Annotated in this window: 25 protein-coding genes; 16 read left to right on the top strand and 9 right to left on the bottom strand. The window is 59.0% G+C overall.

The window, feature by feature from the left end; genetic code table 11:
- Positions 1–107: 107 nt before the first annotated feature.
- Positions 108–293, top strand: a complete 186-nt coding sequence (locus J3Q04_RS06150) for a PA3496 family putative envelope integrity protein (protein ID WP_420765219.1) — start codon at positions 108–110, stop codon at positions 291–293.
- Between the two features lie 49 nt (positions 294–342).
- On the opposite strand, the gene J3Q04_RS06145 is transcribed toward J3Q04_RS06150, so the two are convergent.
- A complete protein-coding gene (locus J3Q04_RS06145) occupies positions 343–969 on the bottom strand; it encodes a response regulator (RefSeq protein WP_420765220.1) in 627 nt (208 codons plus the stop codon).
- A gap of 471 nt (positions 970–1,440) precedes the next feature.
- Here J3Q04_RS06145 and J3Q04_RS06140 point away from each other — a divergent pair, with 471 nt between their 5' ends.
- A complete protein-coding gene (locus J3Q04_RS06140) occupies positions 1,441–1,938 on the top strand; it encodes a hypothetical protein (RefSeq protein WP_434607409.1) in 498 nt (165 codons plus the stop codon).
- Positions 1,939–2,025: 87 nt separating this feature from the next.
- Here the strand turns inward: J3Q04_RS06140 and J3Q04_RS06135 are convergent, their stop codons facing one another.
- Positions 2,026–3,243 (bottom strand): argininosuccinate synthase, encoded by a 1,218-nt coding sequence (locus tag J3Q04_RS06135; protein WP_024779511.1) that lies wholly within the window; start codon positions 3,241–3,243, stop codon positions 2,026–2,028.
- Positions 3,244–3,371: 128 nt separating this feature from the next.
- On the bottom strand, positions 3,372–4,370 hold the full coding sequence (locus J3Q04_RS06130; RefSeq protein ID WP_434560295.1) for a flagellar protein MotY: 999 nt from the start codon (positions 4,368–4,370) through the stop codon (positions 3,372–3,374).
- A gap of 188 nt (positions 4,371–4,558) precedes the next feature.
- Here J3Q04_RS06130 and pyrC point away from each other — a divergent pair, with 188 nt between their 5' ends.
- A complete protein-coding gene (pyrC, locus tag J3Q04_RS06125) occupies positions 4,559–5,605 on the top strand; it encodes a dihydroorotase (RefSeq protein ID WP_420765223.1) in 1,047 nt (348 codons plus the stop codon).
- Positions 5,602–6,279 carry a ribonuclease T gene (gene rnt / locus J3Q04_RS06120; RefSeq protein ID WP_420765224.1) on the top strand — a complete coding sequence of 226 codons (678 nt, stop codon included), beginning with the start codon at positions 5,602–5,604 and terminating at the stop codon, positions 6,277–6,279. The genes pyrC and rnt overlap by 4 nt, the downstream gene beginning before the upstream one ends.
- 101 nt (positions 6,280–6,380) lie before the next feature.
- On the opposite strand, the gene J3Q04_RS06115 is transcribed toward rnt, so the two are convergent.
- Positions 6,381–6,983 carry a peroxiredoxin gene (locus J3Q04_RS06115; protein ID WP_039591751.1) on the bottom strand — a complete coding sequence of 201 codons (603 nt, stop codon included), beginning with the start codon at positions 6,981–6,983 and terminating at the stop codon, positions 6,381–6,383.
- A gap of 284 nt (positions 6,984–7,267) precedes the next feature.
- On the opposite strand from J3Q04_RS06115, the gene J3Q04_RS06110 reads away from it, so the two are divergent.
- Together J3Q04_RS06110 and bfr are read left to right on the top strand one after the other, a co-directional pair.
- On the top strand, positions 7,268–7,486 hold the full coding sequence (locus tag J3Q04_RS06110) for a bacterioferritin-associated ferredoxin (RefSeq protein ID WP_039591750.1): 219 nt from the start codon (positions 7,268–7,270) through the stop codon (positions 7,484–7,486).
- A 198-nt stretch (positions 7,487–7,684) separates the two neighbouring features.
- Positions 7,685–8,158, top strand: a complete 474-nt coding sequence (bfr, locus tag J3Q04_RS06105; RefSeq protein WP_053124544.1) for a bacterioferritin — start codon at positions 7,685–7,687, stop codon at positions 8,156–8,158.
- A 98-nt stretch (positions 8,159–8,256) separates the two neighbouring features.
- On the opposite strand, the gene grxD is transcribed toward bfr, so the two are convergent.
- From grxD to J3Q04_RS06090, 3 genes are all read right to left on the bottom strand, one after another.
- On the bottom strand, positions 8,257–8,598 hold the full coding sequence (gene grxD / locus J3Q04_RS06100; RefSeq protein ID WP_186569763.1) for a Grx4 family monothiol glutaredoxin: 342 nt from the start codon (positions 8,596–8,598) through the stop codon (positions 8,257–8,259).
- A 100-nt stretch (positions 8,599–8,698) separates the two neighbouring features.
- Entirely contained in the window at positions 8,699–10,807 is a 2,109-nt protein-coding gene (locus tag J3Q04_RS06095; RefSeq protein ID WP_434607413.1) for a molybdopterin oxidoreductase family protein, read from the bottom strand.
- Positions 10,808–10,938: 131 nt separating this feature from the next.
- The gene (locus J3Q04_RS06090; RefSeq protein WP_420765227.1) at positions 10,939–11,226 is read right to left on the bottom strand and encodes a hypothetical protein; all 288 of its coding nucleotides are present in this window, start codon (positions 11,224–11,226) and stop codon (positions 10,939–10,941) included.
- A 402-nt stretch (positions 11,227–11,628) separates the two neighbouring features.
- On the opposite strand from J3Q04_RS06090, the gene argF reads away from it, so the two are divergent.
- Positions 11,629–12,549: an ornithine carbamoyltransferase gene (gene argF, locus J3Q04_RS06085; protein WP_434560299.1), complete on the top strand. Its 921-nt coding sequence runs from the start codon at positions 11,629–11,631 to the stop codon at positions 12,547–12,549.
- Entirely contained in the window at positions 12,546–13,655 is a 1,110-nt protein-coding gene (locus J3Q04_RS06080; protein ID WP_434560301.1) for an ABC transporter ATP-binding protein, read from the top strand. Before argF ends, J3Q04_RS06080 begins: the two co-directional genes overlap by 4 nt.
- Before the next feature lie 52 nt (positions 13,656–13,707).
- Here the strand turns inward: J3Q04_RS06080 and J3Q04_RS06075 are convergent, their stop codons facing one another.
- Both J3Q04_RS06075 and ybaK read right to left on the bottom strand, forming a co-directional pair.
- The gene (locus tag J3Q04_RS06075; RefSeq protein WP_434607416.1) at positions 13,708–14,490 is read right to left on the bottom strand and encodes a PhzF family phenazine biosynthesis protein; all 783 of its coding nucleotides are present in this window, start codon (positions 14,488–14,490) and stop codon (positions 13,708–13,710) included.
- A 148-nt stretch (positions 14,491–14,638) separates the two neighbouring features.
- Positions 14,639–15,109 carry a Cys-tRNA(Pro) deacylase gene (gene ybaK, locus J3Q04_RS06070; protein WP_420765231.1) on the bottom strand — a complete coding sequence of 157 codons (471 nt, stop codon included), beginning with the start codon at positions 15,107–15,109 and terminating at the stop codon, positions 14,639–14,641.
- A 321-nt stretch (positions 15,110–15,430) separates the two neighbouring features.
- On the opposite strand from ybaK, the gene J3Q04_RS06065 reads away from it, so the two are divergent.
- The 8 genes from J3Q04_RS06065 (at position 15,431) to J3Q04_RS06030 (ending at position 24,084) form a co-directional block, all read left to right on the top strand.
- Positions 15,431–16,282 (top strand): MIP/aquaporin family protein, encoded by an 852-nt coding sequence (locus tag J3Q04_RS06065; protein ID WP_420765233.1) that lies wholly within the window; start codon positions 15,431–15,433, stop codon positions 16,280–16,282.
- Between the two features lie 84 nt (positions 16,283–16,366).
- Positions 16,367–17,872 (top strand): glycerol kinase GlpK, encoded by a 1,506-nt coding sequence (glpK, locus tag J3Q04_RS06060; RefSeq protein ID WP_420765234.1) that lies wholly within the window; start codon positions 16,367–16,369, stop codon positions 17,870–17,872.
- Between the two features lie 85 nt (positions 17,873–17,957).
- On the top strand, positions 17,958–18,713 hold the full coding sequence (locus J3Q04_RS06055; RefSeq protein ID WP_420765235.1) for a DeoR/GlpR family transcriptional regulator: 756 nt from the start codon (positions 17,958–17,960) through the stop codon (positions 18,711–18,713).
- 225 nt (positions 18,714–18,938) lie between these two features.
- A complete protein-coding gene (gene glpD / locus J3Q04_RS06050; protein ID WP_420765236.1) occupies positions 18,939–20,477 on the top strand; it encodes a glycerol-3-phosphate dehydrogenase in 1,539 nt (512 codons plus the stop codon).
- 354 nt (positions 20,478–20,831) lie between these two features.
- Entirely contained in the window at positions 20,832–21,746 is a 915-nt protein-coding gene (locus J3Q04_RS06045; protein ID WP_420765237.1) for a glutamate/aspartate ABC transporter substrate-binding protein, read from the top strand.
- 189 nt (positions 21,747–21,935) lie between these two features.
- Positions 21,936–22,682 carry an amino acid ABC transporter permease gene (locus tag J3Q04_RS06040; protein WP_053124568.1) on the top strand — a complete coding sequence of 249 codons (747 nt, stop codon included), beginning with the start codon at positions 21,936–21,938 and terminating at the stop codon, positions 22,680–22,682.
- Positions 22,682–23,353, top strand: coding sequence for an amino acid ABC transporter permease (locus tag J3Q04_RS06035; RefSeq protein ID WP_030140772.1), 672 nt, complete (start codon positions 22,682–22,684; stop codon positions 23,351–23,353). The genes J3Q04_RS06040 and J3Q04_RS06035 overlap by 1 nt, the downstream gene beginning before the upstream one ends.
- Positions 23,350–24,084: an amino acid ABC transporter ATP-binding protein gene (locus J3Q04_RS06030; protein ID WP_018614195.1), complete on the top strand. Its 735-nt coding sequence runs from the start codon at positions 23,350–23,352 to the stop codon at positions 24,082–24,084. The genes J3Q04_RS06035 and J3Q04_RS06030 overlap by 4 nt, the downstream gene beginning before the upstream one ends.
- Positions 24,085–24,253: the final 169 nt, after the last annotated feature.

Raw genomic sequence — 24,253 nt, 5'->3', positions numbered from 1 at the left:
TGCGCTATTGCTTTTACGCATCCGCCGATTGAAAAAATCTTTTTTACCCGCCGGTTGTTTATCGATATAAGGAGCGCCAATGGCAGTCTTAGCCTGGAGTCGACCCCATGAGTACTGGCAAAGAACAACTGGATGTAGTGGAAGACGATTTCGTCGCCGTTGAAGGTGACGATGCGGAACCTGTTGTCGTGGAAGTGGCAAAAACCAACCTGAGTAAACGCCGCACCATCGACAACCTGTTGGAAGAGCGTCGTCTCCAAAAACAACTCGCCGATTACGATTTTGATCTCTGACACGTAAAAGCCTCCCAGATGGAGGCTTTTTACTGTACGCGTGCCCGATTCAGACCAGTCCATTTCGTTGTGCCAGTTCAATCAGGTCCACCAGCGAACGGGCATTGAGCTTCAACAACAAGCGGGTTTTGTAGGTGCTGACGGTCTTGTTGCTCAGGAACATCCCATCCGCGATCTCTTTGTTGGTCTTACCGCGAGCCAGTTGCTGCAGCACCATCATCTCTCGCCCGGACAAACGTTCCACCATATCCGACTCGCTGGCATTGCCAAGGCTTGAACGCACCGTGTGCAATGCCTGGTTGGGAAAATAGCTATAGCCCGACAGCACCGCTTTTATCGCACTCAACAGTTCGGTCAGGTCCTGCTGTTTGCATACATAGCCGGCGGCCCCCGTTTGCATGCAGCGCATCGAAAAATGTCCAGGGGCCTGGGAAGTCAGCACCAGCACTTTCAATGGCGAAGGATTGATGGTCAGGCGAGCGATAACCTCCAATCCATCCAACTTCGGAATTCCAATATCGAGAATAACGATGTCGGGCATTTGTTCCCGGGCAATCTGCAATGCATCGACGCCGTTATCCGTTTCGGCAATAACTTCATATCCATGACGCTCCATCAGCAAACGTACAGCAAGACGAATGACGGGATGATCATCCACGATCAGCACTTTATTCATGGGCAAATCCAACTTCGCTGTTCGAATTTTTAGAGCACGCACAATAGCCTAGTCATTTCTTCCTTGGCATGTCGTCCCCCCTTACCGCTCGCAGCGAAAGACGCAACCTACAAGCAACGCAGAAAAATCCTACAAATAACCTTCGAAATAATGTGCCATGAATTTTCCCGAGGGGTGCGAACGGCAATTCTCACGCGTCGAACACCCTATGAATAATGCGCCTTCTCGTCAAAAACCTGATTACCTGCCACCCAGGGAAAAGCATTTCCCTCATAAAAAGTTACCGATTTATTTATAGACAAACCGCAAAAGTTTAGCTCGGAAGATTCAGTTTTCTGTATAAAAAAGACTCCACTTACCAGCACACGAAAGAGAACGCTGCCCGATCGCAGGGTTATTCTAGCGGCCCGGCAATTTCATTATTCGATCAACTCAAACATTCGAGCACACTATTACTTATGAGCACTCACCATGAAAAGATCATTAAGAACCATCGCCAACCCCCTGACACTGATCGCTGTATTCGCAACGATCTCCGAAACTTCCGCAGTTATTTCCCTGCCGTTTCTGGATGATGAAGAGCGAGAGTACTATGTATGGTTCCTCATCAGCTTCCCGTTTTACCTGTTATTTCTTTTCTTTATCACACTCAACTTCAACTACCGTTCCTTGTACTCGCCCTCGGATTTTCACAAGACCAAGCACTTCATAAGGGGTGCGGCTGAGTCATCCTGTCGGCGTAGACGTAGATCACGCCAAGGAAGCAAGGCTGATTTCCTGTCGCAGTCTTATCGATGGAATAAGTGCACGGCTCTGGACGATGCGTTCAAGCACACTTCATCCCACCCGTCGGTCGACATGTATTGGGCTAAGGACTCGGGACGGCGTCTTGAGGGCAAGACCATCATCGTCTTCGTTGTTTACAACGGGAACGGCGCAGGGACACTGCCGGATAAACAGGCGGGGTGAGCCATAAGGGAAACGGCTGCAGCGACACACGGGACGGGGAAATAACAGAAAACGGCCTGCCATGCGGCAGGCCGTTTTCGGATTGCATCAGAACAGCTTGCGACCCTTGTTCGCCGCGATGCGCATGCGCAGGGCGTTGAGCTTGATGAAGCCGGCCGCGTCGGCCTGGTTGTAGGCACCACCGTCTTCTTCAAAAGTGGCGATGTTGGCATCGAACAGCGAGTCGTCGGACTTGCGCCCGGTCACGATCACGTTGCCCTTGTACAGCTTCAGGCGCACGACACCGTTCACGTTGACCTGGGAGGCATCGATCATCTGTTGCAGCATCAGACGCTCAGGGCTCCACCAGTAGCCGGTGTAGATGAGGCTGGCGTACTTGGGCATCAACTCATCCTTCAAGTGAGCCACTTCGCGATCCAGGGTGATCGATTCGATCGCCCGGTGGGCGCGCAGCATGATGGTGCCGCCTGGGGTTTCGTAGCAACCACGGGACTTCATACCGACATAGCGGTTCTCGACGATGTCGAGGCGACCGATGCCGTGTTCGCCACCGATGCGGTTCAGGGTCGCCAGCACAGTGGCCGGGCTCATTTCCACGCCATCGAGCGCAACGATGTCGCCATTGCGATAGGTCAGTTCCAGGTATTGCGGGGTATCGGGAGCCTTCTCGGGGGAGACGGTCCAACGCCACATGTCTTCTTCGTGCTCGGTCCAGGTGTCTTCCAGCACGCCGCCTTCATAGGAGATGTGCAACAGGTTGGCATCCATCGAGTACGGAGATTTTTTCTTGCCATGACGCTCGATCGGGATCGCGTGCTTCTCGGCGTAGTCCATCAGCTTTTCACGGGACAGCAAGTCCCACTCGCGCCATGGAGCAATGACCTTCACGCCCGGCTTGAGGGCATAGGCACCCAGCTCGAAACGTACCTGGTCGTTGCCCTTGCCGGTCGCCCCATGGGAAATGGCATCGGCACCGGTTTCGTTGGCGATTTCGATCAAGCGCTTGGCAATCAGCGGACGGGCGATGGACGTGCCCAGCAGGTATTCGCCTTCGTAAACAGTGTTGGCGCGGAACATCGGGAAGACGAAGTCGCGGACGAATTCTTCGCGCAGGTCATCGATATAGATCTCTTTGACGCCCATGGCCTGGGCCTTGGCGCGTGCAGGCTCGACTTCCTCGCCCTGTCCCAGGTCAGCGGTGAAGGTCACCACTTCGCAGTTATATGTGTCCTGCAGCCACTTGAGGATCACCGAAGTGTCCAGGCCGCCGGAATACGCCAGAACGACCTTGTTTACGTCCGCCATGCCATCACTCCACGGGTTGTACGGAAAGCCGGCAAGTCTAACGTCCACCGCGGATAATTTACAGAGGCGCGACAGCTTATGACGACGAAGCGACAGATTATGTCAGCTGCGCGACGATCAACGCGCGATCAGGAAGTGCGCGCAGTAGCCGCAGCAGGCGTAGCCGCCTTGGCCGGGGCCACTGGCGTCGCCGGCTTGCCCGGCGCGGCAGCGGGCGCCACGGCAGGCACCGCAGGCGTTGTCGCAGGGGTTGGCGGCTGTGGGGCCGAGGCCGGTGCGGCGCCCCGCTCCAGTTTTACCAGCACACGACGGTTCTTGGCCCGATTGGCGGCGTTGGTATTGGGCACCAGCGGATAACGCTCGCCATGGAAGCGAACGGTAAACTGAGACTCCTGGAAGCCGTTGGCCTTGAAGAAGTCCTGGACGGCCAGGGCCCGGCGGCGCGACAGCTCGCGGTTGGTCAGGCGGTTGCCACTGTTGTCGGAGTGGCCGTCGAGTTCGACATGATTGACGCTCGGGTCAGCCTTGATGAAGTCGAGCATGACCTGCAACTGAGCCTTGGCCTGGGCGTCGAGCTCGATGCCTTCGCCGGGAAAACCGATCTGGGTTTGCTTGATCTGTTCGAAGTTCTTCGGCAACAGCTTCGCGACACAGCCCTGGTAATCGCTGAACGCCTTGTTGAAGCGCACGGGCAACAACCGGACTTCCGACACCCGCCCATCGTCGGTGTTACGCCGCACCACGGGGCTGCGACCTTCCATCAGCCCGCTGATCAAGCGGCCCGCCTGCACCTGGGAGCTGTTGAACAGCACATCGCCGCTACCGATCCTGACCGAGCCCAGGTTGATATCGCCTCGTCCTGGCTGCCAGGGCGCCGCCGCCGCCAGCAACGTCGCGGAGCCGCCACCGAGCATCGGGTTATAGGCCTTGAGCCGGAACGTGGCCTGCTCGCCCGCCTTGCGCACGAATTCGCCGCTGCCAAAATCGGTGATCGGCTGACTCAGCCGACACTCGAACTTATCGCCTTCGACCGTCCACTCAATGCTCTCCAGACGGGTCTGGAAAGTGAGCGCCATCGCAGGAAGGCTGGCAAACACACTGAGCAAGGCTAGATAACGCTGGCGCACGGGAGGCTCCACTGGCTTTTATACGGAAATCGAAAAACGCTGGGCATGCCGCTTGGCCTAGACACTGCACGCAATCGTGGCACACCTGAAGGGGCTATCGGTAACTTGCGGCAAAACTTGATAGCGGGTGCCCGGATCGGTCTTTTCCGGTAGCATTCGCCAGAGATTTACCCGCCTGGAAGCCCCCCATGTCCGACCGCCTGACCCTGCTGCGTCCCGACGACTGGCATATTCATCTTCGCGATGGTGCTGTGTTGACCCATACCGTCGCCGATGTCGCGCGCACTTTTGGCCGCGCCATCATCATGCCTAACCTGGTTCCGCCCGTGCGTAACGCTGCCGAGGCCGATGGCTATCGCCAGCGCATCCTGGCTGCACGCCCGGCTGGCAGCCGCTTCGAACCGCTGATGGTGCTTTACCTCACCGACCGCACCCAGCCCGAAGAAATACGCGAGGCCAAGGCCAGTGGTTTCGTCCACGCGGCCAAGTTGTACCCCGCTGGCGCCACCACCAACTCGGATTCCGGTGTCACCAGCATCGACAAGATCTTCCCTGCGCTGGAGGTCATGGCCGAAGTCGGCATGCCATTGTTGATCCATGGCGAGGTCACCCGGGGCGACGTCGATGTGTTCGACCGCGAGAAGATCTTCATCGACGAACACATGCGTCGCGTCGTCGAACGCTTCCCGACGCTGAAGGTGGTGTTCGAGCACATCACCACCGGCGATGCCGTGCAATTCGTCAACGAGGCCTCGGCCAACGTCGGCGCGACCATTACCGCACACCACCTGCTGTACAACCGCAACCACATGCTGGTGGGCGGGATCCGGCCGCATTTCTACTGCCTGCCGATCCTCAAGCGCAACACCCATCAGGAAGCCTTGCTGGACGCCGCCACCAGCGGCAGCGCCAAGTTCTTCCTGGGCACCGACTCGGCGCCCCACGCCCGTCACGCCAAGGAAGCCGCCTGCGGTTGCGCCGGCTGTTACACCGCCTACGCCGCCATCGAGATGTATGCCGAGGCATTCGAGCAGCGCAACGCCCTGGACAAGCTCGAAGGTTTCGCCAGCCTGCATGGCCCACGCTTCTATGGCCTGCCGGTGAACACCGATCGTATTACCCTGGTTCGCGATGAGTGGACCGCCCCTGCCAGCCTGCCGTTTGGCGAGCAGACTGTCATCCCGCTGCGCGCCGGTGAAAAACTGCGCTGGCGCCTGCTGGAGGAAAACGCGTGAGTGAAGATCATTTCGATGACGAACTGGACGGCAACGGCGGCTCAGGCGGCCCGCGCCATCCAATGGCGGCTCGCTTCCGGGGTTATCTGCCGGTCGTGGTCGATGTAGAAACCGGCGGTTTCAACTCGGCCACCGATGCGCTGCTGGAAATCGCCGCGACGACCATCGGCATGGACGAAAAAGGCTTCGTCTTCCCCGACCACACCTATTTCTTCCGGGTCGAACCGTTCGAAGGCGCCAACATCGAAGCGGCTGCCCTGGAGTTCACCGGGATCAAGCTCGATCATCCGCTGCGCATGGCCGTCAGCGAAGAGACCGCGCTGACCGACATCTTCCGTGGTGTGCGCAAGGCGCTGAAGGCCAACGGTTGCAAGCGAGCGATCCTGGTTGGCCACAACAGCAGCTTCGACCTGGGCTTCCTCAATGCCGCCGTGGCGCGCCTGGACATGAAGCGCAACCCTTTCCATCCGTTCTCCAGCTTCGACACGGCCACCCTTGCAGGCCTGGCGTATGGCCAGACCGTGTTGGCCAAGGCGTGCCAGGCAGCCGACATCGATTTCGATGGCCGTGAAGCCCATTCGGCCCGCTACGACACCGAGAAAACCGCCGAGCTGTTTTGCGGCATCGTCAACCGGTGGAAGGAAATGGGTGGCTGGCAGGATTTCGACGACTGACATCAGCCTGGCTCTTTGTGGCGAGGGATCTGTGCTGCGCCAAGAAACGTCCATAAAAAAACCGGCCCATCGTGGGCCGGTTTTTTTATGCATGGGTGCGCTTACAGCTTGTCGCTGTGCTCGCCCAGGTAGGCAGCTACACCTTCAGGCGATGCGGTCATGCCCTTGTCGCCTTTTTTCCAGTTGGCCGGGCAGACTTCGCCATGCTCTTCGTGGAACTGCAGGGCGTCAACCAGACGGATCAGCTCTTCCATGTTACGTCCCAGCGGCAGGTCGTTGATGATCTGCGAACGGACCACGCCTTTGTCGTCGATCAGGAACGCGCCACGGAAGGCCACGCCGCCTTCGGACTCAACGTCGTAGGCCTTGGCGATTTCGTGCTTCATGTCGGCAGCCATGGTGTATTTCACCGGGCCAATGCCACCGGCATTGATGGCGGTGTTGCGCCAGGCGTTGTGGGTGAAGTGCGAGTCGATCGAAACGGCGACCACTTCAACGTTGCGCGCCTTGAAGTCGTCCATGCGGTGATCCAGTGCGATCAGCTCGGACGGGCAAACGAAAGTGAAGTCCAGCGGATAGAAGAACACCAGGCCGTATTTGCCTTTGATGGCCGAGGACAGGGTGAAGCTGTCGACGATTTCGCCATTGCCGAGGACGGCGGGAACGGTGAAGTCAGGGGCTTGTTTGCCTACGAGTACGCTCATTGGATATCTCCTGGTGTAGTAACGTGAAAACAAGGTCCGCGCCAGCCTGCCACCCTCAGGCGACAGCCCTGTGACACGAACCCGCTTTGCAAGGACCGACCATCATACACCGCACGTTTGGCCTGTCCTCAACGGTTTTTTGGCGGCCCTGGAAATCCGATGCCCGCTTGATGGCAGGCGCTCGACACCGTTCGTCAACCAGCGCAGGAAACCACTTTGACAATCATTCTCGTTAACATTAAGATCCGTCTCAATTGAGTCACAACCAGCGACGGTTCTCACTTATGTATGTATGCCTCTGCACTGGCGTCACCGACGGACAAATCCGCGAAGCGATCTATGAGGGTTGCTGCAGCTACCGGGAAGTCCGCCAGGCCACCGGCGTAGCCAGCCAATGCGGCAAATGCGCCTGCCTCGCCAAGGAAGTGGTGCGTGAAACCCTCGCCAAAGTTCAGACCGCGCAAGCCTCGATCCCTTATCCGGCAGAATTTACGGCCGCATAAATCCAGACATTCAAAGAACCGGACTCAATGTCCGGTTTTTTTATGCCCGAAAATCAAATGCTTAGCTTCCAGACGCGGAACACAAACATTCTTATTCCGATTAATTTTCATTTATTATTCAATAACTTAGGTTTGACACTCGTAATAGCTCGGCTCAAACTCCGCCTTAATACACAGTTATCAGGGCAGGCCCTCATCATGAAAGGCGACATTACAGTCATCCAGCATCTCAACAAGATCCTTGCCAATGAGCTGGTCGCGATCAATCAGTACTTCTTGCATGCACGCATGTACGAGGATTGGGGCCTGAACAAGCTGGGCAAGCACGAGTACCACGAATCCATCGATGAAATGAAACATGCGGACAAGCTGATCAAGCGAATCCTGTTTCTCGAAGGCCTGCCGAACGTCCAGGACCTGGGCAAGCTGCACATCGGCGAACATACTCGTGAAATGCTCGAGTGCGACCTGCGCATCGAGCGCACCGGCCACGCCGACCTGAAAGCCGCCATTGCCCATTGCGAAAGCGTTGGCGACTTCGGTAGCCGCGAACTGCTGGAAGACATTCTCGAATCCGAGGAAGAGCACATCGACTGGCTCGAAACCCAGCTGGGCCTGATCGACAAGATCGGTCTGGAAAATTACCTGCAATCGCAGATGGGCGAAGAATAAGCGCCCTCGAAAGCAAGCCACTAAAAAGCCCCGCCCTCTTTCGAGGTGCGGGGCTTTTTATTGCCTGGATGGCCAGGCTCCTACAGTACTGCGGTCGATCAGGCTTCGGACTTGTTAGCCGCCGCTGCTTCCACAGCTGCCTTGATCGTAGACTGCAACGAACCGTCGGCGGCCATCTCAGTCATGATGTCACTGCCGCCGATCAGCTCACCGCCAACCCACAACTGTGGGAAGGTTGGCCAGTTGGCGTACTTGGGCAGGTTGGCGCGGATTTCCGGGTTCTGCAGGATGTCCACGTAGGCGAACTTCTCGCCACACGCCATCACCGCCTGAGCAGCCTTGGCCGAGAAGCCGCACTGTGGGGCGTTCGGCGAGCCTTTCATGTAGAGCAGGATGGTGTTGTTGGCAATCTGTTCTTTGATCGTTTCGATGATATCCACGGAGCACCTCGGCTTGAACTTTTGCGACTACAGATGTCGACACGGTGGCGCATTGTAACGGAAAGCCGAGCACCTTGCTCGGTCCGCCCCGGGGACAATTTTACGCAGCCGCCACCTTCACCGGAACACCGTTCAGCGCCGCGTTGCCGGATAACTCATCGAGCTGGCGCTCATCGGTCAGGTCGTTGGCGCTGGACCCAGGCTGTCCGCTGGCGATGGTCATCTGCACGCCAGGACGAGCATGCCCCCAACCGTGAGGAAGGCTGACCACGCCTTTCATCATGTCCGGGCTGCTCTGGACCTCCACTTCAATCACGCCGACCCGGGAGCTGACCTTCACGCGCTGCCCATCGACAAGCCCCCGGCTGGCAAGGTCTTGCGGATGCATCAGCAATTGATGACGCGGCTTGCCTTTCACCAGCCGGTGGAAATTATGCATCCATGAATTATTGCTGCGCACATGGCGCCGGCCAATCATCAGCAACTCGTCCGCTGCCGGCGCTCGCAACGCGGCAAAGCGCGCCAGGTCGGCGAGGATGACGGCGGGCGCAGCCTGCACGCGGCCATTTTCGGTTTTCAACCGGGCCGTCAGATTGGGCTTGAGCGCACCGAGATCGATACCGTGGGGATGATCGAACAGCGTTGCCAAGGACAACCTGTAGGGCGAAGCATCGCCATACATCCCGGCTCGCAGGCCGAAATCGATCATCTGCGCCGGCGGCATCGTCGGCTTGAGCTCCTTGCCGGTCCGGGCGGCAAAAGCCTTGGCCAGGCCGACAAAAATCTCCCAATCGTGCAGCGCTCCCTCGGGCTTGGGCAGGATGGCCCGGTTGAAGCGGCTGACGTTACGCACGGCGAACAGGTTGAACGTGGTGTCGTAATGATCATTTTCCAGGGCCGAGGTCGACGGCAGGATCAAGTCGGCGTAGCGCGTGGTTTCGTTGATGTACAAGTCGATGCTGACCATGAACTCAAGCCCATCCAGCGCTTGCTCGAGCTGCCGTCCGTTAGGCGTGGACAGCACGGGGTTGCCGGCCACGGTGACCAGCGCACGGATCTGCCCTTCGCCCTCGGTGAGCATTTCTTCAGCGAGGGTCGATACAGGCAACTCGCCCGCATATTCGGGACGCCCGGATACACGGCTTTGCCAGCGATTGAAATGCCCGCCCGAAGTGGTCGCCACCAAATCCACCGCTGGCTCGGTGCACAGTGCCCCGCCCACTCGATCGAGATTGCCGGTCACCAGGTTGATCACCTGGATCAGCCAGTGGCACAGCGTGCCGAAAGCCTGGGTCGAAACACCCATCCTGCCATAGCACACGGCCGACGGCGCGGCAGCGAAATCACGGGCCAATTGGCGGATCTGCGGGGCAGGCACCCCACAAAGCGGGCTCATGGCCTCTGCGGTGAAAGGTGCAACGGCCTGGCGCACCTCTTCGAGGCCGTCCACCGGCAAATGACTGTCACGCGTCAGTCCTTCGCTGAACAAGGTGCCAAGCAAGCCAAACAGCAGCGCGGCATCGCCGCCGGGGCGTACGAATACATGCTGGTCGGCGATGGCCGCCGTCTCGCTGCGCCGCGGATCGACCACCACCACCCGGCCGCCCCGGGACTGGATTGCCTTCAGCCGTTTCTCCACATCCGGCACGGTCATGATGCTGCCATTGGAAGCCAGCGGATTACCCCCCAGGATCAGCATGAAATCGGTGTGATCGATGTCCGGTATCGGCAGCAGCAAGCCGTGACCGTACATCAAGTGACTGGTCAGGTGATGGGGCAATTGATCAACCGAAGTCGCCGAAAAGCGGCTGCGGGTTTTCAACAAGCCGAGGAAATAGTTGCTGTGGGTCATCAATCCATAGTTGTGCACGCTGGGGTTGCCCTGATAGACCCCCACCGCGTTCTGGCCGTGGCGCTCCTGGATCGCCGCAAGGCGTTCGGCCACCAAGGCAAAGGCGTCGTCCCAGGCGATGGGCTGCCACTCGCCGCCGACTCGTTGCATGGGCTGGCGCAGACGGTCCGGATCGTTCTGGATATCCTGCAACGCCACGGCCTTGGGGCAGATGTGCCCACGACTGAAACTGTCCAGCGGATCACCCTTGATCGAGGTGATCGCCAGGCCTTGGCCTTCGGTTTCGGTGGTTTCGAGAGTCAGGCCACAGATGGCCTCGCACAGATGGCACGCACGGTGATGGAGGGTCTTGGTCATGGCCAGCCTCTGTTTTATTCGTAGCGGGCACTTTGGGCCGCGGGAACAAAACTATGGCGCGGGATGCCCGGTAGCGCCAGCGACGTTCGTCCTGTGAATCGCCAGGCATCATGCCCGCCGATGCGTCGCTGTCAAGGCTGCTCGGGAGGAGGCGCCAGCAGTTGGATTTCCTCGATGGTCTGCACTTCCTCCTGGGCCATGGGCACCCCGGTCAACTCGCCAATCAAGCGCCAGTGCTCATCGAGACCACCGCTGATCGTGGCCATCCGATCGATCATGCGGCGCCCCGCCGCCTTGGTCACTTCGTCATCGCTGCGCAGCAATTCGAATGACATGGACGTCACCGAAGCGGTCAGGTGGGTCAGGGTGCGTGCCGTCAGCCCCAACAGTTCCATCAGTCGTTGCTCTTTCGAATCCATTTCGGGGCTCCTGCGGCTAGGGGTTCATTTATAACTCAGGGTCCTGCATTAGGAAATATTTCACATTTGGCAACAGACCGACGACCCGGGCCAGCGGGTCAAAAACCGACCGCCAACCACCCGATGCCCGCCCTGCTCGATTGCCAAGCGACGCAACGCCAGTGTACAAATGAACCCGCTGCTGTCAGGAAACCGGCCTCAACCACGCCAATGCAACTCTGCATTGGCCTCGCTGAAATCCCTCATAACCGTAGCCCTATTGGTAAGACGCGACATTTAATGTCAATATCGCGCCTTTCCCCTATTTCGTCGCCCCGTGCGGCTTTTGCCGCAGGTCTCGCCCGTTTTTCCATGAAACAAGGCTCTGAGCATCTGCGGTCCGTTACAAAAAGGTAGTCAATCATGAGCGCAAGGCACTTTCTCTCCCTGATGGATTTCACGCCCGATGAGTTGCTCGCCGTGATCCGTCGAGGCGTTGAGCTCAAGGACCTGCGTAAACGCGGCGTACTGTTCGAGCCCTTGAAAAACCGTGTGCTGGGGATGATTTTCGAGAAGTCATCCACGCGCACGCGCATCTCTTTCGAAGCCGGCATGATCCAGCTTGGCGGCCAGGCGATTTTCCTGTCGCCCCGCGACACTCAACTGGGACGTGGCGAGCCGATCAGCGATTGCGCCATTGTCATGTCGAGCATGCTCGACGCCGTGATGATCCGTACCTTTGCCCACAGCACCCTGACCGAATTCGCCGCCTATTCCCGCGTGCCGGTGATCAACGGCCTATCCGACGATCTGCACCCTTGCCAGCTGTTGGCCGACATGCAGACCTTCCTCGAGCACCGCGGCTCGATCCAGGGCAAAACCGTTGCCTGGGTCGGCGATGGCAACAACATGTGCAACAGCTATATAGAAGCGTCGATGCAATTCGACTTCCAGCTACGGATCGCTTGCCCTGAAGGCTATGACCCGGATGCAGAACTGCTCGCCAAGGCCGGGGACCGGGTGTCGCTGGTCCGTGATCCGAAGCTGGCCGTGGCCGGCGCGCACCTGGTGAGCACCGACGTCTGGACCTCCATGGGCCAGGAAGAGGAAGCCGCCAAGCGCGTCAAGCTGTTCGCGCCGTTGCAAGTCACACGGGCCCTGCTCGACCTGGCGGACGCCGAGGTGCTGTTCATGCATTGCCTACCCGCCCATCGCGGCGAGGAAATCAGCCTCGACCTGCTGGAAGACCCGCGATCCGTCGCTTGGGACCAGGCAGAAAACCGTCTCCACGCACAGAAGGCCCTGCTCGAATTCCTCGTCGAGCCGGCGTATCACCACGCATGAGTCACTCCTTGTTACTGAATCTGCATAACCTGGCCTGCGGGTACCAGGACCAGCGAGTCGTCCAGAACCTCAACCTGCACCTCAATGCGGGCGACATCGGCTGCTTGCTGGGCTCGTCCGGGTGCGGCAAGACCACGACCCTGCGGGCCATCGCCGGTTTCGAACCGGTACACGAAGGCGAGATCCAGTTGGCCGGGGAAATCATTTCCCGCGCGGGTTTCACCTTGGCCCCGGAAAAACGTCGCATCGGCATGGTATTCCAAGACTATGCACTGTTCCCGCACCTCAGCGTCGCCGAGAACATGGCATTCGGCATTCGTAAACACCCTGGCAAGAACCGTGTGGTCGAAGAGCTGCTGGAACTGGTCAACCTGAAGAACCTCGGTAAACGTTTTCCCCATGAGCTCTCCGGAGGCCAGCAACAACGCGTGGCGCTCGCCAGGGCATTGGCGCCCGAGCCGCAATTGCTGCTGCTCGACGAGCCCTTCTCCAACCTCGATGGCGAGCTGCGACGCAAGCTCAGCCATGAGGTGCGGGACATCCTCAAGGCTCGCGGCACCAGCGCGATTCTGGTGACCCATGACCAGGAAGAAGCCTTCGCCGTGAGTGATCATGTCGGCGTATTCCGGGAGGGTCGGCTGGAACAGTGGGATACGCCCTACAACCTTTACCACGAACCCCTGACGCCTTATGTCGCCAGCTTTATCGGCCAGGGCTATTTCATCCGAGGCCAGCTCGACAGCCCGGAATCAGTGCAGACCGAATTGGGGACGCTACGGGGAAACCGGGCCTATACCTGGCCCATCGGCAGCGCCGTGGATGTGCTGCTGCGCCCGGACGATATCGTCTACGCGCCTGACAGCCCGCTCACGGCTACCATCGTCGGTAAGACTTTTCTGGGCGCTTCGACCTTGTATCGCCTGCAATTGCCGACGGGTGCGCAACTGGAATCGATTTTCCCAAGCCACGCCGACCATCAGGTCGGGGCGACTGTCGGTATTCGCGTGGCCGCCGAACACCTGGTGCTGTTCCAGGCCTCGGGCAGTACGGCAGCGCATTTGCCGTCGATCGACAGCGGCGTGCGACGGCATAGCGTCGCCAATTGACGCTACACCCTGTGGGAGCGAGCAAGCGCGCCCCCACAGAACCTCATTGACCTCAACCGACTGATAGGGTCCCGCTGGCCACCAACGTGGCATGCCCGCCGATCTTCACCCGGTCACCCTCCAGCCGGCAGAACAATGCCCCTCCCCTGGCCGAGCATTGATACGCCGTCAGCCCGAGCTTGTTCAGCCGCTTGGACCAGTAGGGAATCAGGCTGCAATGAGTCGACCCGGTGACCGGATCCTCATTGATACCAATCGCCGGAGCAAAATAGCGCGAGACGAAATCGTGCTTGCTCCCCGGCGCGGTCACGATCGCGCCAGGCCATGGCAGTTTCGCGAGGGCCGCCATGTCCGGCTTGCACTCGAGCACCGCCTGCTCCGACTCCAATACCACGAACAATTCGTTGGAACTCAGCACATCCACCGCCTCGACACCCAAGGCACTCTGGACCGCCAGGGACGCCCCCAATTCGGCCGGCACGATGGCAGGGAAATCCAACCACAGCCGTTCGCCCTCGCGCGTGACGCTCAGCGCTCCGGATTTGCAGATGAAGTCCAGCCGCTCCACGGTTTCGTGATAGACCTCGAACAACACATAAGCGCTGGCCAACGTGGCATGGCCACACAAGGGCACCTCGGTGGTCGGGGTGAACCAGCGGATATGCCAGTGCTGGTTTTCGCGCACCATAAACGCGGTTTCAGCCAAGTTATGTTCGGCGGCAATCTTTTGCATCAGGTCATCGGCAAGCCAGGCATCGAGCCGATAGACCATCGCCGGGTTACCGCCAAAGGGCCGGTCACTGAACGCATCGACCTGATGAAACGCAAGCTGCATGGCACATCTCCTTTTTTATGATGCGTGAGCATGAGCTGCGCAGGCACCGTTTATCCAGTGACAGATCGACACAATTTTCGCCTTACACATTGAAAGGTTGGACGCCTGGACGGTTGGAAAGATTCATCCTGGCAGAGGCGCTTGCTCCTCACCCGCGGCCAATATCCGCAAACGCCGCTCCGGTATGCTCCGCCAGCAACGCGGGCGCCAACTCCACCTCCAGGCCTCGTCTTCCCGCGCTGACGAACACAGTGGGAAACGGCTGTGCGGATGAGTCGATAAACGTGCGCAGGCGCTTCTTCTGTCCCAGCGGACTGATGCCCCCCAGCAAATAACCTGTCGAACGCTGCGCGGCGGCTGGATCGGCCATCTCGACTTTCTTTACCCCGGCCGCATGGGCCAACGCTTTGAGGTCCAGACTCCCGGCGACCGGCACCACCGCCACCAGCAATTCACCTTTCTCGCTCGCGGCCAACAGCGTCTTGAACACTCGCGCCGGTTCCAGAGCCAGTTTCTCTGCGGCTTCCAGACCATAGGACGCGGCCTTGGGGTCATGTTCGTAACTGTGAATACGATGTTCGGCACGCACTTTTTTCAGCAGATCCAATGCGGGGGTCATGACCGCTCCTGACAGGGAAACAACAAAAAGAGTGGCGAGAATTCTAAGCGATCCCCAGGCAAAAGGCTGCGCAGACGGCCGATGGCGACGCCGCGCCACGCCGGAAAAATTCATTCATGGAACGAATAATCCTAATATGACCGACGGTTCACTTTCGACCTTTGACAGCGGCGTTTCTTGTCTATATTTTTTCGAAACTGAAAGCAGAAACGCGTGTCTCAAGCAACACCCCGAGCGCAGGATGGGGATCCGGCACTCGGCGAAAAGGCGACGACGGGTTGTTTTCCGCCGCGCAGGACAACAAAAAGAACCGAGGTTTGAATGACGACTGCTTTACAACAACCTTCGCTCTCCAGCCAATGCCTGGCGGAGTTCCTGGGTACGGCCCTGTTGATTTTTTTCGGCACCGGTTGCGTTGCAGCGCTCAAGGTCGCGGGCGCCAGTTTCGGCTTGTGGGAAATCAGCATCATCTGGGGCGTCGGTGTCAGCATGGCGATTTATCTCAGCGCGGGCATTTCCGGCGCACACCTGAACCCCGCCGTCAGCATCGCCCTGTGCATTTTCACTGACTTCGAAAAACGCAAACTGCCTTTCTATATCGTTTGCCAAGTGACCGGCGCGTTCTGCGGCGCACTGCTGGTCTACACGCTGTACAGCAATTTGTTCTTCGATTTCGAACAGTCCCGCCACATGATCCGGGGCACCGTGGCCAGCCTCGAACTGGCGTCGGTATTCTCCACCTACCCCCACCCGGCACTGTCCACCGGCCAAGCTTTCCTGGTCGAGATGATCATCACCGCCATCCTGATGGGCGTGATCATGTCCCTGACCGATGATAACAACGGCCTGCCGCGCGGCCCGCTGGCGCCGCTGCTGATCGGCTTGCTGATCGCCGTGATCGGCAGTTCGATGGGACCACTGACAGGTTTCGCGATGAACCCGGCGCGGGATTTCGGTCCGAAATTGATGACTTTCTTCGCTGGCTGGGGTGAAATTTCACTCACCGGGGCGCGTGACATTCCATACTTCCTCGTACCGATTTTTGCGCCGATCCTTGGCGCATGCCTGGGTGCTGCTGCTTATCGCGGGCTCATCGCTCGCCACCTGCCCAGCGCCGTGGTTGCTGCAAAGGAGCCAGAGCCGGCCATTGATGGCAAGCCCAGAACGTCCTGAAACAGTCGGCGCGGGCGCCTGCCATTCGAGCCCCCGCCCTGGCCTCTTCCTTAATTACGTTACCTAAGTCCCAAGGCAATCGACATGACCGACATTGAGAATAAGAACTACATCATTGCCCTCGACCAGGGCACGACCAGCTCACGTGCCATTATTTTCGACCGTGACGCCAACGTGGTCTGCACGGCCCAACGAGAATTCGTCCAGCATTACCCACAGCCAGGCTGGGTCGAACACGATCCGATGGAGATCTTCGCCACCCAGAGCGCGGTCATGGTCGAAGCGCTTGCCCAGGCCGGGCTGCATCACGACCAGGTCGCCGCCATCGGCATCACCAACCAGCGCGAAACCACGGTGGTCTGGGACAAGTCGACCGGCAGGCCGATCTACAACGCCATTGTCTGGCAATGTCGGCGCAGCACTGAAATCTGCCAGCAGCTCAAGCGTGACGGCCATGAGCAATACATCAGCGAAGCCACCGGCTTGGTCACCGATCCGTATTTTTCCGGCACCAAGCTCAAGTGGATCCTGGATAACGTCGAAGGCAGCCGCGAGCGCGCACGCAACGGCGAGTTGCTGTTCGGCACCGTGGACAGCTGGCTGATCTGGAAATTTACCGGCGGCAAGGTCCATGTCACCGACTACACCAACGCCTCGCGCACCATGCTTTTCAACATCCATACGCTGGAGTGGGACGCGAAGATGCTCGACATCCTCAACATCCCTCGGGAAATGCTGCCGGAGGTCAAATCGTCCTCACAAATCTACGGCCGCACCAAGAGCGGCATCGCCATCGGCGGTATCGCCGGTGACCAGCAGGCCGCCCTGTTCGGCCAGATGTGCGTGGAACCGGGCCAGGCGAAAAACACCTACGGCACCGGCTGTTTCCTGCTGATGAATACCGGTGACAAAGCGGTCAAATCCAATCACGGCATGCTCACCACCATCGCCTGCGGCCCTCGCGGTGAAGTGGCCTATGCCCTGGAGGGCGCAGTGTTCAATGGCGGGTCTACCGTCCAATGGTTGCGCGATGAACTGAAGATCATCAACGATGCGCTCGACACCGAGTACTTCGCCAACAAGGTCAAGGACAGCAATGGGGTGTATCTGGTCCCGGCGTTCACTGGCCTGGGCGCGCCGTACTGGGACCCTTATGCCCGTGGCGCGCTGTTCGGCCTGACCCGTGGCGTGCGGGTCGACCATATTATCCGGGCCACGCTCGAATCCATCGCCTACCAGACCCGCGATCTGCTCGACGCCATGCAGCAGGACTCCGGCGAGCGCCTCAAGTCCTTGCGCGTGGACGGCGGCGCGGTGGCCAACAACTTCCTCATGCAATTCCAGGCGGATATCCTTGGCACCCAGGTCGAACGCCCAAAAATGCGCGAAACCACCGCCCTCGGTGCAGCGTACCTGGCCGGCCTGGCGTGCGGTTTCTGGAGCAGCCTGGAAGAACTGCGCGGCAAAGCGGTAATCGAGCGTGAGTTCGAACCGCAACTGGACGAGCAAGCCAAGGAAAAACTCTACGCTGGCTGGAAAAAAGCCGTCAGCCGCACCCGCGATTGGGAGCCCCACGAAGACGCCGAATAAGGCCCGTTAAAGTTCTGAAACTGGTCGGGAGGGGATTCCTGCGGCATCATGGGCAAATTTTGAATGGCAGCCCAAAGGAAGCCCCATGAATCTGCCTCCCCGCCAGCAACAAATCCTCGAACTGGTCCGCGAACGCGGCTATGTCAGCATCGAGGAAATGGCGCAATTATTCGTCGTCACCCCACAGACCATCCGCCGCGACATCAATCAATTGGCGGAAGCGAATCTGTTGCGCCGCTATCACGGCGGCGCGGCTTACGATTCAAGCGTGGAAAACACCGCCTACGCCATGCGCGCGGACCAGATGCGCGATGAGAAGCAACGCATCGCCGAAGCCATCGCCGCCCAGATTCCCGATCACGCGTCGCTGTTCATCAACATCGGCACCACCACCGAATCCATCGCCCGGGCGCTGCTCAATCACAACCACCTCAAAGTCATCACCAACAACCTGCACGTGGCGTCGATCCTCAGCGCCAAGGATGATTTCGAAGTCCTGATCGCCGGGGGCAATGTGCGACGCGACGGCGGCGTGGTTGGCCAGGCCAGTGTCGACTTCATCAGCCAGTTCAAGGTCGACTTCGCCCTGGTGGGCATCAGCGGCATCGATGAGGACGGAAGCCTGCTGGACTTCGATTACCAGGAAGTGCGGGTGTCCCAAGCCATCATCGCCAACGCTCGGCAAGTGCTGTTGGCAGCAGATTCCAGCAAATTCGGGCGCAACGCCATGGTCCGCCTGGGCCCGATCAGCCTGATCGATTGCCTGGTAACCGACCAGCAGCCCGTGCCAGCCCTGGCGCATCTGCTGACCCAGCACAAGATTCGATTGGAAGTGGTCTAGCTCCGCGCCCCATGCCCAGAACCCTGGTGGCGAGGGGGTCTATCCCCTCGCCACAGAAGCATTCCGCAATTCTCTTTTTGTTCGAAAATTTTCCTTTCGGCGGCATTCGATCAGTATTTTCAATCGAATCCAACTGGCCGTTGCCGTTTTTATGGGCTAGTATTTTTCGCAAATGAACATTAATGTTCGAATTCAAATATTTCGAAAAGAGCCCGAGGCCAGCCGATGCCCACTACCACCTTGCCTACGCCCCCTCTCGCAGAGATCTATGACATCGCCGTTATAGGCGGCGGCATCAATGGCGTGGGGATCGCTGCGGACGCGGCCGGTCGCGGCCTTTCGGTGTTCCTTTGCGAAAAGGACGACCTCGCCAGCCATACTTCTTCAGCCAGCAGCAAGCTGATACATGGCGGCCTGCGCTATCTCGAACATTATGAATTCCGCCTGGTGCGCGAAGCGCTGGCCGAGCGCGAAGTCCTCCTGGCCAAAGCCCCACACATCGTCAAGCAGATGCGCTTCGTGCTGCCCCATCGGCCGCATCTTCGCCCCGCCTGGATGATCCGCGCCGGCCTGTTCCTTTACGATCATCTGGGCAAGCGCGAGCAGCTCGCCGGCTCCAGGAGTTTGAAATTTGGCGCTGACAGCGTACTGAAAAGCGAAATCACCAAGGGCTTCGAATACTCGGACTGCTGGGTTGACGACGCCCGGCTGGTGGTACTCAACGCCATGGCGGCGCGGGAAAAAGGCGCCCACGTACATACCCGCACCCGCTGCGTCAGCGCCCGTCGCAGCAAGGGCCTTTGGCAGTTGCATCTGGAGCGTGCCGACGGCAGCCTGTTTTCGATCCAGGCCAAGGCCCTGGTCAACGCCGCCGGCCCGTGGGTGGCCAAGTTCATTCGTGACGACCTGAAGATGGAATCGCCTTACGGTATCCGCCTGATTCAGGGCAGCCACTTGATCGTTCCGAAACTCTACGAAGGCGAGCATGCGCATATTCTCCAGAACGAGGACCAGCGCATTGTCTTCACTATCCCCTACCTGAACCAGTTCACCCTGATCGGCACGACAGATCGCGAATACACCGGCGATCCGGCGAAGGTCGCAATTACCGAAGGCGAAACCGATTACCTACTGAAAGTGGTCAACGCCCACTTCAAGAAACAGGTCAGCCGCGACGACATCCTGCACAGTTATTCCGGCGTCCGGCCGTTGTGCAACGACGAGTCCGACAACCCTTCCGCCGTAACCCGGGATTACACCCTGGCGCTTTCTGCCGCAGGTCAAGAGGCGCCACTGCTTTCGGTATTCGGTGGCAAGCTGACCACTTACCGCAAGCTGGCCGAATCGGCGATGGCGCAACTGGCGCCATACTTTACGCAGATGCGTCCAAGCTGGACCGCCCTGGCAACCTTGCCGGGGGGCGAAAACATGACGACCCCGCAGGCGCTGTGCTCGGCGATTCGCGACAAGTTCGACTGGCTGCCGACCGACATCGCCCGCCGCTGGGCCACCACGTACGGCAGCCGCACCTGGCGCATGCTCGAAGGCGTACACAACCTCGTCGACCTGGGCGAGCACATCGGCGCAGGCCTCTACACCCGCGAAGTCGATTACCTGTGCAGCGACGAGTGGGCCATCGATGCCCAGGACATCCTCTGGCGCCGCAGCAAGCTGGGCTTGTTTACCACCGCCGCAGAGCAGGACAAGCTCCAGCAGTATCTGCAAAAGGTCGAGCACAATCGGCGCAAAATTGAAGCGGCGTGACAGTACCCGCAAGACCAAAAGCCCCTGAATCTACGATCCAGGGGCTTTTTGCATTTTGGAACACACCGCCTCTCCCACGGATTGGTGGGGCTCAAGCCATTCGGTTTTCCGAACACGACCCAGCGGTCAGTTCGGCAAACCGGATAAACAAAAGACCAAAAAGCTGAAACAAAACATTAATTTCCTTTAAAAACAACATGATAGTGATAGGCCACTGGCCTGGCACGAGTCATGCTCTACACTCGTGGAGACGAACGCCTGTTACGCCAACACAACAGGAGCTTTCAGGCATTCGAAGCACTCAGGGCCGGTGAACCGGCCGAATACAAAAAAAACAATGTCGAGGAAACATCGATGCGCATCGTTCCCCATCTCCTGGGCGCAGCCGTTGCTGCTGCTCTGATCAGCACTCCGGTTTTCGCAGCCGAACTGACCGGCACGCTGAAAAAGATCAAAGAGTCCGGCGTCATCACGCTCGGCCACCGCGACGCCTCCATTCCGTTTTCCTATATCGCGGACGCTTCCGGCAAGCCCGTCGGCTACTCCCATGACATCCAGCTGCAAGTCGTCGAAGCCCTGAAAAAAGAGCTGGACGTGCCGAACCTGCAGGTCAAGTACAACCTGGTCACCTCGCAGACCCGTATCCCACTGGTGCAGAACGGCACCGTGGACCTGGAGTGCGGCTCCACCACCAACAACGTCGAGCGTCAGCAACAAGTCGCCTTCTCGGTTGGCATCTTCGAGATCGGCACCCGGCTGCTCTCCAAGAAAGATTCCAAATACAAGGATTTCGACGATCTCAAGGGCAAGAACGTCGTGACCACCGCCGGCACCACGTCCGAGCGCATCCTCAAGGCGATGAATGCCGACAAGCAAATGGGCATGAACGTCATCTCCGCCAAGGACCACGGCGAATCCTTCCAGATGCTGGAATCGGGCCGTGCCGTCGCGTTCATGATGGATGACGCCCTGCTGGCCGGCGAAGCCGCCAAGGCCAAGAGGGCGACCGACTGGGAAGTAACCGGTACTCCCCAATCCTACGAAATCTATGGCTGCATGATGCGTAAGGGCGACGAGCCGTTCAAAAAGGTTGTCGATGACGCCATTGTCGCCAGCTACAAGTCTGGCGAGATCAACAAGATCTACGACAAATGGTTCACCCAGCCTATCCCGCCTAAAAATCTGAACCTGAACTTCCCGATGAGCGACGAGCTCAAGGCTTTGATCGCCAACCCGACCGATAAAGCGGCTGACGATAAGAAATCCTGATTTCTGACTAACCTTACCTCCTGGAAGGGCCCGGCCCTTTCCAGGAGTGTGTCATTCCCTGCTGGAACCAAAGGAAACACTCGCAACGGTAAGTCGAGCCGTGAGTGTGTGCCCGATCCTCAAGATTGGGCGGGAAAGGATTTCCCCCTGCAGATACTTGTACATCGAACGATCTGAGGGGAGACCCTAATGAATTACAACTGGGACTGGGGCGTGTTCTTCAAGTCCACCGGCGTGGGCAGCGAGATTTATCTCGACTGGTACGTGGCCGGCCTGGGCTGGACCATCGCCATCGCCGTCGTCGCCTGGATCATTGCCCTGCTGCTGGGCTCGATCCTGGGTGTGATGCGTACCGTGCCGAACCGGCTGGTATCGGGCATCGCGACTTGCTACGTGGAACTCTTTCGTAACGTGCCACTGCTGGTTCAACTGTTCATCTGGTACTTCCTGGTGCCGGACCTGCTGCCAGCCGACATGCAGGAATGGTACAAGCAGGACCTGAACCCGACCACCTCGGCCTACCTGAGCGTTGTCGTGTGCCTGGGCCTGTTCACCGCCGCGCGGGTCTGCGAACAGGTGCGCACCGGCATCCAGGCGCTGCCGCGCGGCCAGGAATCCGCTGCCCGGGCCATGGGCTTCAAACTGCCGCAGATCTATTGGAACGTGCTGCTGCCCCAGGCTTACCGGATCATCATTCCGCCGCTCACCTCGGAATTCCTCAACGTCTTCAAGAACTCCTCCGTGGCGTCGTTGATCGGCCTGATGGAGCTGCTCGCGCAGACCAAGCAGACCGCCGAATTTTCGGCCAACCTGTTCGAAGCCTTTACCCTGGCGACGCTGATCTACTTCACGTTGAACATGAGCCTGATGCTGCTCATGCGCATGGTCGAGAAGAAAGTCGCGGTGCCCGGCCTGATCTCCGTGGGGGGTAAATAATGGAATTCGACTTCACAGGCATCATCCCGGCCATTCCCGGCTTGTGGAACGGCATGGTGATGACCCTCAAGCTGATGGCCCTGGGTGTCGTCGGTGGGATTATCCTGGGGACGATCCTGGCGCTGATGCGCCTGTCCCACAACAAGCTGATCTCCAACATCGCTGGCGCCTACGTCAACTACTTCCGCTCGATCCCGCTGCTGCTGGTCATCACCTGGTTCTACCTGGCGGTCCCGTTCGTGCTGCGCTGGATCACTGGCGAAGACACGCCGATCGGCGCGTTCGGCTCCTGCGTCGTGGCGTTCATGATGTTCGAGGCGGCGTACTTCTGCGAAATCGTCCGGGCCGGCGTGCAGTCGATCCCCAAGGGCCAGATGGGCGCGGCACAGGCACTGGGCATGAATTATGGCCAGGTCATGCGCCTGATCATCCTGCCCCAGGCGTTCCGCAAGATGACCCCGCTGTTGCTGCAACAGAGCATCATCCTGTTTCAGGACACCTCGCTGGTCTACACGGTCGGTCTGGTGGACTTCCTCAATGCTTCGCGAGCCAATGGCGACATCATCGGCCGCTCCAATGAGTTCCTGATCATCGCAGGTCTCGTGTACTTCACAATCAGCTTTGCCGCCTCGCTGCTGGTCAAGCGTCTGCAAAAAAGGTTCGCCGTATGATCTCTATCAAAAACATCAACAAGTGGTATGGGGACTTCCAGGTACTGACCAATTGCAGCACCGAGGTCAGCAAAGGCGAGGTTGTGGTGGTGTGCGGGCCGTCGGGTTCGGGCAAGTCCACGCTGATCAAGTGCGTGAATGCCCTTGAGCCCTTCCAGAAAGGCGACATCGTGGTCGATGGCACGTCCATCGCCGACCCGAAGACCAACCTGCCAAAACTGCGTTCGCGGGTGGGCATGGTGTTCCAGCACTTCGAACTGTTCCCGCACCTGACCATCACCGAAAACCTGACCATCGCGCAGATCAAGGTGCTGGGCCGCAGCAAGGAAGAAGCCACCAAGAAAGGCCTGCAACTGCTAGAGCGCGTCGGTCTGTCGGCCCACGCCCACAAGCACCCGGGCCAGCTCTCCGGCGGCCAGCAGCAGCGCGTGGCGATCGCCCGTGCGCTGGCGATGGACCCGGTGGTAATGCTGTTCGACGAACCGACCTCGGCGCTTGACCCGGAAATGGTCAACGAAGTGCTCGATGTGATGGTGCAACTGGCCCACGAAGGCATGACCATGATGTGCGTGACCCACGAAATGGGCTTCGCCCGCAAAGTGGCGAACCGGGTGATCTTCATGGATCAGGGCCAGATCATCGAAGACTGCCCGAAAGAAGAGTTCTTCGGCGACATCAGCGCCCGCTCCGAACGTGCACAGCATTTCCTTGAGAAGATTCTGCAGCACTAAGCATCGCCTTTTCTAGGCGCGCTTGTCCTTGTGGCGAGGGAGCTTGCTCCCGCTGGGTCGCGCAGCGGCCCTAAACCGGAAATGCAATGTCTCTGGCATACCGCATGAACCGTTTTGCGGCTGCTTTGCAGCCGAGCGGGAGCAAGCTCCCTCGCCACAGGACCGCGTT

The organism is Pseudomonas sp. D4-21 (genome assembly GCF_051132125.1).
Classification (GTDB): domain Bacteria; phylum Pseudomonadota; class Gammaproteobacteria; order Pseudomonadales; family Pseudomonadaceae; genus Aquipseudomonas.
This window is presented reverse-complemented; position numbering and strand designations above follow the sequence as displayed.

Excerpts from the sequence above, each read along its gene's own strand:
- J3Q04_RS06090 (WP_420765227.1), bottom strand. The coding sequence starts at position 11,226 with ATGGATTCGAAAGAGCAACGACTGATGGAACTGTTGGGGCTGACGGCA.
- glpD (WP_420765236.1), top strand. The coding sequence starts at position 18,939 with ATGCCCACTACCACCTTGCCTACGCCCCCTCTCGCAGAGATCTATGAC.
- J3Q04_RS06065 (WP_420765233.1), top strand. The coding sequence starts at position 15,431 with ATGACGACTGCTTTACAACAACCTTCGCTCTCCAGCCAATGCCTGGCG.
- argF (WP_434560299.1), top strand. The coding sequence starts at position 11,629 with ATGAGCGCAAGGCACTTTCTCTCCCTGATGGATTTCACGCCCGATGAG.
- J3Q04_RS06135 (WP_024779511.1), bottom strand. The coding sequence starts at position 3,243 with ATGGCGGACGTAAACAAGGTCGTTCTGGCGTATTCCGGCGGCCTGGAC.
- J3Q04_RS06030 (WP_018614195.1), top strand. The coding sequence starts at position 23,350 with ATGATCTCTATCAAAAACATCAACAAGTGGTATGGGGACTTCCAGGTA.
- J3Q04_RS06040 (WP_053124568.1), top strand. The coding sequence starts at position 21,936 with ATGAATTACAACTGGGACTGGGGCGTGTTCTTCAAGTCCACCGGCGTG.
- J3Q04_RS06115 (WP_039591751.1), bottom strand. The coding sequence starts at position 6,983 with ATGAGCGTACTCGTAGGCAAACAAGCCCCTGACTTCACCGTTCCCGCC.
- J3Q04_RS06035 (WP_030140772.1), top strand. The coding sequence starts at position 22,682 with ATGGAATTCGACTTCACAGGCATCATCCCGGCCATTCCCGGCTTGTGG.
- J3Q04_RS06095 (WP_434607413.1), bottom strand. The coding sequence starts at position 10,807 with ATGACCAAGACCCTCCATCACCGTGCGTGCCATCTGTGCGAGGCCATC.
- ybaK (WP_420765231.1), bottom strand. The coding sequence starts at position 15,109 with ATGACCCCCGCATTGGATCTGCTGAAAAAAGTGCGTGCCGAACATCGT.
- glpK (WP_420765234.1), top strand. The coding sequence starts at position 16,367 with ATGACCGACATTGAGAATAAGAACTACATCATTGCCCTCGACCAGGGC.
- J3Q04_RS06080 (WP_434560301.1), top strand. The coding sequence starts at position 12,546 with ATGAGTCACTCCTTGTTACTGAATCTGCATAACCTGGCCTGCGGGTAC.
- J3Q04_RS06140 (WP_434607409.1), top strand. The coding sequence starts at position 1,441 with ATGAAAAGATCATTAAGAACCATCGCCAACCCCCTGACACTGATCGCT.
- bfr (WP_053124544.1), top strand. The coding sequence starts at position 7,685 with ATGAAAGGCGACATTACAGTCATCCAGCATCTCAACAAGATCCTTGCC.
- pyrC (WP_420765223.1), top strand. The coding sequence starts at position 4,559 with ATGTCCGACCGCCTGACCCTGCTGCGTCCCGACGACTGGCATATTCAT.
- J3Q04_RS06110 (WP_039591750.1), top strand. The coding sequence starts at position 7,268 with ATGTATGTATGCCTCTGCACTGGCGTCACCGACGGACAAATCCGCGAA.
- J3Q04_RS06075 (WP_434607416.1), bottom strand. The coding sequence starts at position 14,490 with ATGCAGCTTGCGTTTCATCAGGTCGATGCGTTCAGTGACCGGCCCTTT.
- J3Q04_RS06145 (WP_420765220.1), bottom strand. The coding sequence starts at position 969 with ATGAATAAAGTGCTGATCGTGGATGATCATCCCGTCATTCGTCTTGCT.
- J3Q04_RS06045 (WP_420765237.1), top strand. The coding sequence starts at position 20,832 with ATGCGCATCGTTCCCCATCTCCTGGGCGCAGCCGTTGCTGCTGCTCTG.
- J3Q04_RS06055 (WP_420765235.1), top strand. The coding sequence starts at position 17,958 with ATGAATCTGCCTCCCCGCCAGCAACAAATCCTCGAACTGGTCCGCGAA.
- J3Q04_RS06150 (WP_420765219.1), top strand. The coding sequence starts at position 108 with ATGAGTACTGGCAAAGAACAACTGGATGTAGTGGAAGACGATTTCGTC.